Raw genomic sequence first — 9,101 nt, forward strand, 5'->3', positions numbered from 1 at the left:
GCAAAGCCCAAAAGACGTGAAGTGGCACAACTTGTGGATTTTTAGAAAAGATCGCTAAGCTAACGCCTTTTTCAAGTGTCTCTTGCATCTGCGCTGTTAAATTTTCTGTTATGTCAGCCATTAAAGCTCCTTAAGTTATTTTATAATGGCGGCATTATATAACTTTAGTCTTATATTGTCAAGTATTTTTATAACATTTGTCACTCTTTTTATTTAATTGCTAAAATTTGCTGTTATAAATTTGTGTTAAAAATAGACAAAAGCTAAAAATATAAGGTTAAATTTATGCTTTTTTTAGCCAAATGTTAATAAAATTGAGCCAAAAAATATAGGAGATATTTTGAACAAATTTACTAGATCTTTTGCGCTAAAAATAACAGGCGCCCTACTCATCTCAAGCGTAGCAGTAAATGCACTTTTTGCTAAAACTGAGGATGAGGCAAGTGCAAAGCTTGAAGCACTTTCAAAACTTACAAAAACCATCTCAACAGTCGAAAAATACTACGTTGATGACATTAAATTTAAAGAGATAATTGACAAAGCCATCGCTGGTTTGATGCAAAATTTAGACGCTCACTCAAGCTTTTTAAATGAAAAAGCATATAAAGATATGCAGGTGCAAACAAGCGGAGAATTTGGCGGACTTGGCATAACAGTTGGCATGAAAGATAGCGCACTAACCGTTATCTCGCCTATCGAGGACACTCCAGCTGATAAAGCAGGCATAAAAGCAGGCGATATCATTTTAAGGATCGATGGCAACTCAACTATCGGCACAACGATAGATGAAGCCGTAAATAAGATGCGCGGCAAGCCAAAAACTCCGATAACAATTACGATTTTGCGAAAAGGCGAGCAAAAGCCATTTGACGTAAAGATCATAAGAGATCTTATAAAGGTTGAGTCTGTCTATGCAAAAATGATAGAAAACGATAACATCCTTTATATACGCGTCACAAATTTTGACAAAAACGTCGTTACAAAGGTAAAAGACGCTATCAAAGAGCATCCAAAAGCAAATGGCATCATACTTGATCTTAGAAACAACCCTGGCGGTCTTTTAAATCAAGCTGTCGATCTAGTGGATCTTTTCGTAGATAATGGCATCATCGTATCTCAAAAAGGTCGCGACGCATCTGAAAATGTAGAGTATAAAGCAAGTGCTAGCAAAACCTTATCAAAACTCCCACTTGTTGTCCTTGTAAATGGCGGAAGCGCAAGTGCTAGCGAGATAGTAAGTGGCTCACTGCAAGATCACAAGCGTGCGGTGATAATTGGCGAAAACACATTTGGTAAAGGCAGCGTTCAGGTAATCTTGCCAATAGACGATACAGAAGCACTAAGACTAACCATTGCAAGATACTACTTACCAAGCGGCAGAACTATCCAAGCTGTGGGCGTCACGCCTGATGTAGTCGTGCATCCTGGCAAAGTGCCGCAAAGCGATGATAGTGCATTTAGCATCAAAGAAAGCGAGCTAAAAGCACACCTAAAAAGCGAGCTAAACAAGATAAATCCAACAAGTGAAGGCAATAAAACTGAAGCAAAAGATGATAAAAACATAATCACACAGAAAAAAGTCGATGAGGATATCCAGTTAAAAACAGCGATTGATACGATCAAAATTTTAAAGATAAAACAACAATAATCTAAAGGAGAACAACATGCAAAAAAGAGAGCTTATCTACGAGGGAAAAGGCAAGAAAATGTACGCCACAGACGATCCAAATCTACTTGTGGCTGAATTTAAAGACGATCTAACAGCATTTGATGCTCAAAAAAGAGGCAACGAAGCTGGCAAAGGCGCACTAAATAATAAAATCTCTACTCAGCTTTTTAAACTGCTAGAGAGCAAAGGTATCGTCACTGACCTAGTTGAGACAATAAGCGACACTGAGCAAGTTGTCAAAAAATGCGAGATCATACCTCTTGAAGTTGTTGTGAGAAATATCGCAACTGGCTCACTTAGCAAAAGGCTTGGCATAAAAGAAGGCACCGTTCTACCTTTTACACTTGTTGAGTTCTACTACAAAAATGACGATTTGCACGATCCACTAGTTACTGATGAGCACTGCATCATCATGGGGCTAGTAAAGAGTGAAAAAGACCTTCAAACACTAAGACACACAGCTAGAGAGATCAACTCTATCTTATTTAAATTCTTTGCAGAGAGAAATTTAAAACTAGTTGATTTCAAAGTCGAATTTGGTATCGACAAAGATGGCAACATCATATTAGCTGACGAGATAAGCCCTGATAGCTGCAGATTTTGGGATGCTACGACAAATGAAAAACTTGACAAAGATAGATTTAGACAAGACCTTGGTAGCGTAAAAGTAGCTTACGAAGAAGTTTTAAGAAGAATTCTTTCTTAAGGACAAAGATGAAAGCTGTCGTAAATATAGCATTAAGAAGTGGGGTCTTAGACCCTGCTGGTAAGGCAGTGGAGCACGCGCTAAATTCGCTTGGATTTAGCGGTGTTTCAAATGTCAGGATAGGCAAACAAATCGTTTTAGACATCGACGAGAGCGATAAAAGCAAAGCAAAAGAGCAGCTAAAAGTGATGTGTGAAGAACTTCTAGCAAACACCGTCATCGAAGACTACGAGATCGTGCTATGAAAGTAGCCATCATACTTTTTCCTGGCACAAACTGCGAAGAAGACACAGCTCACGCTTTTGGGCTACTTGGCTGCCAAACGCAGATCATCTGGCACAAAGAAGATAAGATCGATGCTGATCTAGTCGTTTTGCCTGGTGGTTTTAGCTACGGCGACTACTTAAGAACGGCTGCGATAGCTAAATTTAGCCCAGCGATGCAGGCTGTAAAAGAGCATGCGAAAAAAGGCGGCTACATCCTAGGAATTTGCAATGGCTTTCAGATGCTTCTTGAGCTTGGACTTTTAAAAGGCGCGATGAGAAGAAATGAAAATTTAAATTTCGTCTCAAAATATCACCATCTAAAAGTGATCTCAAATAGCAATAAATTCCTAGCAAATTTAGCCAAAGACGAAGTGGTAAATATCCCCATCGCTCACGGCGAGGGCAACTACTACACTGATGAAAATACGCTAAAAAGTCTATATGATAATGAGCAAGTCCTGCTAAAATACTGCGACAGCCACGGCAATGAGATAAATCCAAATGGCTCAGTTGATAGTATAGCTGGGATTTGCGATGAGAGCAAAAAGATCTTTGGTCTTATGCCTCACCCAGAGCGCGCTTGCGAGAAAATTTTAGGCACAGATGATGGCATGAAGATGTTAAAAGGGCTAGTTTGGTAAAACGAACACTTTTTATCGCCCTACTCGCGCTAAATTTATTTGCCGCAAACACTGATGAAGTCAGCGTTTTTGACATGATGGATGAGGCAAGAGAGGATAAATTTGTAAATAGCCAAGCATCAAAGCCGCAAGCAAAGACTCCAAGCGAAGAAGATATATCAAGAAAGCTCGTCTCTCCACGCTCTATCGCCCCACAACCAGAGCGTATCACTCCAGAGCAGATGCGAAATATCGTCCCGACAAACGAACCAGACATTAGCGTCCCTGATAATCAAGTCTATGACAAGATCAAGATAAAAGACCTCCTTTTAAAAGCGACAAATATCCCTAAAAACGTCGTAGTAGGAGAAATTTTTAGCGTTGAGATCGTGGCTGATACACAAAGTGACCTTGAGTTTGAGTTTGAGACACAGCTTGATGAGACAAATATCAAATGGCTAAATAAGAAGAATTTTCAATGGGTAAAAGGCGATGAAAACAAATACATCGGCACTTTCTACCTTGAAGCAACGAGCATTGACGCAAAGACTTTACGAGTTAGCTTGGATCTAAAAAGAAATGGCGAGAACTATCAAAACTCAAACATAAATATCTTTTTACCAAAGCTAAAAGAGCTTAGAAGCGACGAAAACTACAACCATATCGTCGCTGACAACCTTGAGGTGAAGAAATTTAAAACGACTAAATTTGATGACATAAACAACATCATGGTCGTTGAAATTTACGGCAACAATGTCGATCTAAGCGCCTTTAATATCGAAAATAAAACGATCCTAAAGCAAGGCGTAGATACGATAAATGGCGACTTTAACTCGCAAAGTGCATATTATTTTGCAGTATTTAAGCCAAACAAAAAGACGCTTGACTTTAACTACTACAACCTAAAAAAAGCTAAATTTGAGAGCTTTTCTCTGCCTGTGAGCGTCGAAGAGGACGAGGTTAGCACGCAAATCGGTCTAAATCCAAAACAAAGCGAATTTAGCACTTACAAAGATATCACGATCTACTCTTTGGTCGCTATCTTTATCTTGCTAGCGATCTGGCGTAGAAAGCTAAGCTACTTCTTTGTGGCAGCTGTTTTTATCGCACTTGGAATTTACACTTACAATCCTTTTGGCAAAGCAGTGCTTAAGCCAGATGTGAGCGTCACTATCTTGCCAACTAAGAATTCAACCGTTTTTTATACATCTCGTAAAAACGAAAATGTTGAAATTTTAGACACAAAAGATGACTACTCAAAAATTTTATTCGCAGATGGCAAAATCGGCTGGGTAAGAAAGGGTGATCTTGTCAAAAATTAGAGCTATTTTCTTCTCTATCACATTTGTTCTTAGCGTTTTTGTCGTGGTATTTTTTATGTGGCTTTTTAACTCGAAAAATAGACCTATTAGAAAAATTTGGGGCAGAGCTCAGAGATTTTTTGGCGGTTATACACTTGAGGTGGTAGGTGAGTTTAAAGATGAGGCGAATATCTTACTAATAAATCATCAAAGCATGCTTGATATCATCGTGCTTGAAGAGGTGCACCCTAAAAATCTTTGCTGGATCGCAAAGGCGCAGATAGGTAAGATCCCGATCATCGGTAAAATTTTGAGCCTTCCAAAGATGATAGCGGTCGAGCGAGAAAATAAGCACTCGCTAATAAAGCTTTTAAGCGAAGCAAAAGACAGAGTAGAAAATGGCCGTGTTTTAGCGATATTTCCAGAAGGCACAAGGTCTCAAACTAAAGAGCTGCTACCATTTAAAGGTGGCGCAAAGTTGCTAGTTGAAAAGCTAAATTTAAAGGTTCAGCCTATCGTGATCGTTGGAAGCGATGCGATGAAAGTGAAAGAATTTAGCTTTAAAAAAGCAGACATCAAGCTCTTTTGCCTTGATCTAGTTGATACCTCAAAACAAAACTGGCTAGAGGCGACTAGAGAGAGCATGCAAAAAGTCCTAGACGAAAACAGAAAATAAATTTAGCTTTGTAAATTTCTTTTCTAGAATTCACATTTTATGTAACCACTATAAAGAGTTAAAATTAATAAGCAATAAAGTAAATGTTGGTGTGATATTACCTTATAAATTTAGACAAATCACCTTAGTAAAAGGAATTTTATCCACCAGCGTTTTACTAATATCTTTTAGAAGTTTTTATATATCAAAGCATGTATCCAAATTTGCTTTTTACCGCCACGAGCAAACAAGCTTTAGTAGATAGACTGCTCTCTACACCATTAAATATAAAAATTACTACACCTTATAACACTTTGCTCATATTAGTTCAGCCGTTTATTATGAGCATTAAATTTTATTTAAGCCTAATGCTTAAATTAGATCTCTTGCTGGCTATTTTTATTAGCCATAAATGTTAGTTTGTGATTGCGGTGAAATAAAATAAATAGAAAAATTTAAATTATAGAAGTACGACAACTATTTGGCGGAGAGCTCCGCCAAATTTAGTTTTTCTTGAAAAATCTCAATATCTTTGCTTGTAGTTTAAACTGCTCTGAAAGCTCCATTATCGGATAAGCTCCAGCGTATTTTTTGCCGCCAGGTAGGTCTTTGCTAACGCCGCCGCGTGCCGCGATCTGAGCGAAGTCTCCAACGCTTACGTGTCCAGCTGAGCCGCTTTGTCCGCCCATAACGACGTTTCTGCCTAGCACTGTTGAGCCAGCAAGTCCAGTTTGTGAGACGATGAGGCAGCCATTTCCAAGCTCGCAGTTGTGGCCTATTTGAACGAGATTGTCTATCTTTGTGTAGTTTGCGATCATCGTGCTTTCAAAAACGCCACGATCTATCGTCGTGCAAGCGCCGATCTCGACAAAATCGCCCAAAACAACGTTGCCATTGTGATAAATTTTCACATGCTCACCAGTTTTTGTGTGCGCATAACCAAAGCCATCGCTGCCTATGACGCAGTTTGCTAGCAGGTGGCACTCGTTTCCGATAACGCAGTCGTTATAGATGACGACATTTGGGTGAATGATGCAGTTTTTACCAATAGTTACATTATCTCCTAAAAATGCCCCAGCCATCACTATCGTGTTTTCGCCAACGCTCACGTTTGAGCCGATATAGACATTTGGCATTATAATGGCGCTTTGGGCGATATTTGATGGTTTTGGCTCGCAAAAAAGCGGCTTAGCGTAAATTTTACTAAGAATGGCAAATGCAAGGTGTGGGTTGTCACACACAAGCGCTACCATGCCAGCCGGCACCAAGTCCAAAAGCGATTTTGTCACCAAGATAGCTCCGGCGTTTGAAGTGCTTATAAATTTGGCATTTTTCTCGCCATCGCAGTATGTTAGCTCAGCTTTATTTGCATTTTTTAAAGAATTTAGAGCAAAAATTTCAAGATCTTCTCCGCTAAAAGTGGCATCTACTTTTAAGGCTATTTCGCTTAGTTTCATCATATATCCATTATCACAGATCCGCCGCGCACGACATCAACTGGGTTAAATTTCTTTATCGATTTTAAAAAGCTCTCTACCCTGCTCGCATCATCAGCCACCATGACGACGATGTAGTTTTCGTTTGTGTTTGTGACGATGCCATTGTATGTCTTTAGTATCGCCTCAAGGCCGGCGAAATTTTCGCCAAGCGGGATTTTCACAAGAGCCATCTCTTTTTCGACAAATTCGCCGCTTTCTATGACTTTATATGTTGGGATGAGCTTGTGAAGCTGTTTTACGATCTGCTCTAAAACCCTCTCGTCGCCGCTTGTGACGATGCTTAGTCTTGAGAAGTTGCTCTCAGGTATCGGAGCGACTGTGAGCGTGTCGATGTTGTAGCCCCTGCCCGCAAAAAGCCCAGAAATCCTAGCCAAAACGCCATGTTCATTTAAAACTATAACCGAAATCGTTCTTCTGATGCTCATTTTTCTTCCTTGCTCTTTAATATCATATTATAAATCGCAGCCCCAGCTGGAACCATAGGAAGCACGTCCTCAAAGCGGTCGATCCTAACGTCGATAAGAGCTGATTTTTTACTCTTGATCGCCTCTTTTAAGGCTTTTTTGAACTCATCTTTGCTCTTGCATACAAAGCCAACGCCGCCAAATCCCTCAGCGATCTTTACAAAATCAGGCTGAAGGCTAAGGTCAGTAGATGAGTAGCGTTTTTCATAGAAAAATGTCTGCCACTGGCGCACCATGCCTAGGAAGTTGTTGTTTAGGATGATGTTTATGACAGGGACATTTGTCTCATAAGCCGTCATTAGCTCTTGGATATTCATAAGTATCGAGCCATCGCCTGTGAAATTTACAACCAAATGCTCAGGCATCGCACACTTTGCGCCGATCGCTGCAGGGAGGCCGTATCCCATCGTACCAAGGCCGCCACTTGTGACAAGCTGCCTTGCGCGGTTAAATGGATAAAACTGCGCCACCCACATTTGATGCTGACCAACGTCAGTTGCGACGATAGCCTCAGGGCCAACTATCTTTGCGGTCTCTTCAACCACCCATTGAGGCTTTAAGACCTTGTCACTATCTGTGTAGCCAAGTGGATTTAGCTTTTGATATCTATCTAAAATTTCTCTCCAAGGTGCATAGTTTTTAGGCTCACCTTTCACCTCCTCATAAAGCTCGCTTAGCACGTTTGTAAGGTCGCCAACTATCGGATAGTGAGCGTTTATGATCTTTGAGATAGAGCTTGGATCGATGTCGATATGAATGATTTTTGCATGTTTGGCAAACTCGTCAGTTTTGCCTGTGACCCTATCGCAAAATCTAGCGCCAAGCGAGATAAGAAGGTCGCACTCACTAAGAGCCATATTTGAAGCGTAGCTGCCGTGCATGCCTGCCATGCCTAAATTTAGCTCATCTTTTGCATCAAGCACGCCAAGAGCCATAAGCGTCTCAACCGCTGGGATGCCTGTTTTTTTCATAAATTTACGTATGATCTCGCTTGCATTTGATGCGACCGCACCGCCACCGATGTAAAGAAGCGGTCTTTTTGATTCATTTATCGCAGCTGCGGCTTTTTTGATCTGCTTAGAGTTGCCTTTATATGTCGGCTTGTAGCTTGGGATAGAAATTTCTTTTGGATAGACAAAGTCGCCAAGCCTTGAAGTGACGTTTTTTGGGATATCGATATGAACTGGTCCTGGGCGGCCCGATCTTGCGATGTAAAACGCCTCTTTTATGATGCGAGGTAGCTCCTCGACGCTATTAACCAAGAAGTTATGCTTGACACAGGGGCGTGAAATGCCGACTGCATCGATCTCTTGAAAGGCATCTGTGCCGATCATAAAGGTTGGTACTTGACCGCTTATAAGCACAACTGGGATGCTATCGCTGTAAGCTGTGGCAAGACCAGTGACCGCGTTTGTAAAGCCAGGGCCGCTTGTCACAAAAGCTACGCCAACTTTGCCGCTAACCCTAGCGTATCCGTCTGCTGCGTGAACTGCTGCTTGCTCGTGGCGAACCAAGACGTGTTTAAAATAAGTTTGTTTATATGTCTCGTCGTAGATATTTAAAGCTGCACCGCCAGGATAGCCAAAAACTATCTCAACGCCCTCTTCGTGCAAGGCTTCGCTTATCATCTGTGAACCAGAAATTTGTTTTATCATCACTTTAGCCTTTTGATAAATTTATCGCAAATTATATCCCAAAGCATTTTAAATCCATTTTAACTTTTTAGCGAAATTTGGGCGTTATCTTAAAATTTTTGAAAAATTTTTGAGTTAAAAAAGTAAAAAATACAAAATATTTTACATATATTTATGCATATTATTTTTAGTATTTTGATAAATTTGGCAAATTTAGAAAAAGTGGAGGGGCGATAGCCAATCCAGCCAATCCAGCCAATCCAGCCAATCCAGCCAATCCAGACAAT

The 9,101-nt window shown here is 40.4% G+C and carries 9 protein-coding genes; 6 read left to right on the plus strand and 3 right to left on the minus strand.

Features of this window, described 5'->3' with window-relative positions; translation table 11 throughout:
- Positions 1-373 precede the first annotated feature (373 nt).
- The 6 genes from CYP84_RS04180 to CYP84_RS04205 are packed head-to-tail and all read left to right on the plus strand — an operon-like array spanning position 374 to position 5,238.
- Positions 374-1,648, plus strand: a complete 1,275-nt coding sequence (locus CYP84_RS04180; protein WP_223231812.1) for a S41 family peptidase — start codon at positions 374-376, stop codon at positions 1,646-1,648.
- Positions 1,649-1,664: 16 nt separating this feature from the next.
- The gene (purC, locus tag CYP84_RS04185) at positions 1,665-2,375 is read left to right on the plus strand and encodes a phosphoribosylaminoimidazolesuccinocarboxamide synthase (RefSeq protein ID WP_009293856.1); all 711 of its coding nucleotides are present in this window, start codon (positions 1,665-1,667) and stop codon (positions 2,373-2,375) included.
- An 8-nt stretch (positions 2,376-2,383) separates the two neighbouring features.
- Complete coding sequence (purS, locus tag CYP84_RS04190) at positions 2,384-2,620, plus strand: phosphoribosylformylglycinamidine synthase subunit PurS (protein WP_002941745.1); 237 nt, start codon at positions 2,384-2,386, stop codon at positions 2,618-2,620.
- Positions 2,617-3,282, plus strand: a complete 666-nt coding sequence (purQ, locus tag CYP84_RS04195) for a phosphoribosylformylglycinamidine synthase I (protein WP_103636780.1) — start codon at positions 2,617-2,619, stop codon at positions 3,280-3,282. The genes purS and purQ overlap by 4 nt, the downstream gene beginning before the upstream one ends.
- Positions 3,276-4,583: an SH3 domain-containing protein gene (locus tag CYP84_RS04200; protein WP_103558135.1), complete on the plus strand. Its 1,308-nt coding sequence runs from the start codon at positions 3,276-3,278 to the stop codon at positions 4,581-4,583. Before purQ ends, CYP84_RS04200 begins: the two co-directional genes overlap by 7 nt.
- Positions 4,564-5,238, plus strand: coding sequence for a lysophospholipid acyltransferase family protein (locus CYP84_RS04205; RefSeq protein WP_223227307.1), 675 nt, complete (start codon positions 4,564-4,566; stop codon positions 5,236-5,238). Before CYP84_RS04200 ends, CYP84_RS04205 begins: the two co-directional genes overlap by 20 nt.
- A 482-nt stretch (positions 5,239-5,720) precedes the next feature.
- Here the strand turns inward: CYP84_RS04205 and lpxD are convergent, their stop codons facing one another.
- The 3 genes from lpxD to CYP84_RS04220 are packed head-to-tail and all read right to left on the minus strand — an operon-like array spanning position 5,721 to position 8,832.
- Positions 5,721-6,674, minus strand: coding sequence for a UDP-3-O-(3-hydroxymyristoyl)glucosamine N-acyltransferase (gene lpxD / locus CYP84_RS04210; RefSeq protein ID WP_103636781.1), 954 nt, complete (start codon positions 6,672-6,674; stop codon positions 5,721-5,723).
- Positions 6,674-7,135 carry an acetolactate synthase small subunit gene (gene ilvN / locus CYP84_RS04215; RefSeq protein WP_223227413.1) on the minus strand — a complete coding sequence of 154 codons (462 nt, stop codon included), beginning with the start codon at positions 7,133-7,135 and terminating at the stop codon, positions 6,674-6,676. Before ilvN ends, lpxD begins: the two co-directional genes overlap by 1 nt.
- A 2-nt stretch (positions 7,136-7,137) precedes the next feature.
- Positions 7,138-8,832 carry an acetolactate synthase large subunit gene (locus CYP84_RS04220; RefSeq protein WP_258033891.1) on the minus strand — a complete coding sequence of 565 codons (1,695 nt, stop codon included), beginning with the start codon at positions 8,830-8,832 and terminating at the stop codon, positions 7,138-7,140.
- Between the last annotated feature and the right edge of the window lie 269 nt (positions 8,833-9,101).

Origin of the sequence: Campylobacter concisus (assembly GCF_002912425.1) — a bacterium.
Classification (GTDB): Bacteria; Campylobacterota; Campylobacteria; order Campylobacterales; family Campylobacteraceae; genus Campylobacter_A; species Campylobacter_A concisus_AH.

Coding starts and splice junctions, on each gene's coding strand:
- purS (WP_002941745.1), top strand. CDS start 2,384: ATGAAAGCTGTCGTAAATATAGCATTAAGAAGTGGGGTCTTAGACCCT.
- purC (WP_009293856.1), top strand. CDS start 1,665: ATGCAAAAAAGAGAGCTTATCTACGAGGGAAAAGGCAAGAAAATGTAC.
- purQ (WP_103636780.1), top strand. CDS start 2,617: ATGAAAGTAGCCATCATACTTTTTCCTGGCACAAACTGCGAAGAAGAC.
- lpxD (WP_103636781.1), bottom strand. CDS start 6,674: ATGAAACTAAGCGAAATAGCCTTAAAAGTAGATGCCACTTTTAGCGGA.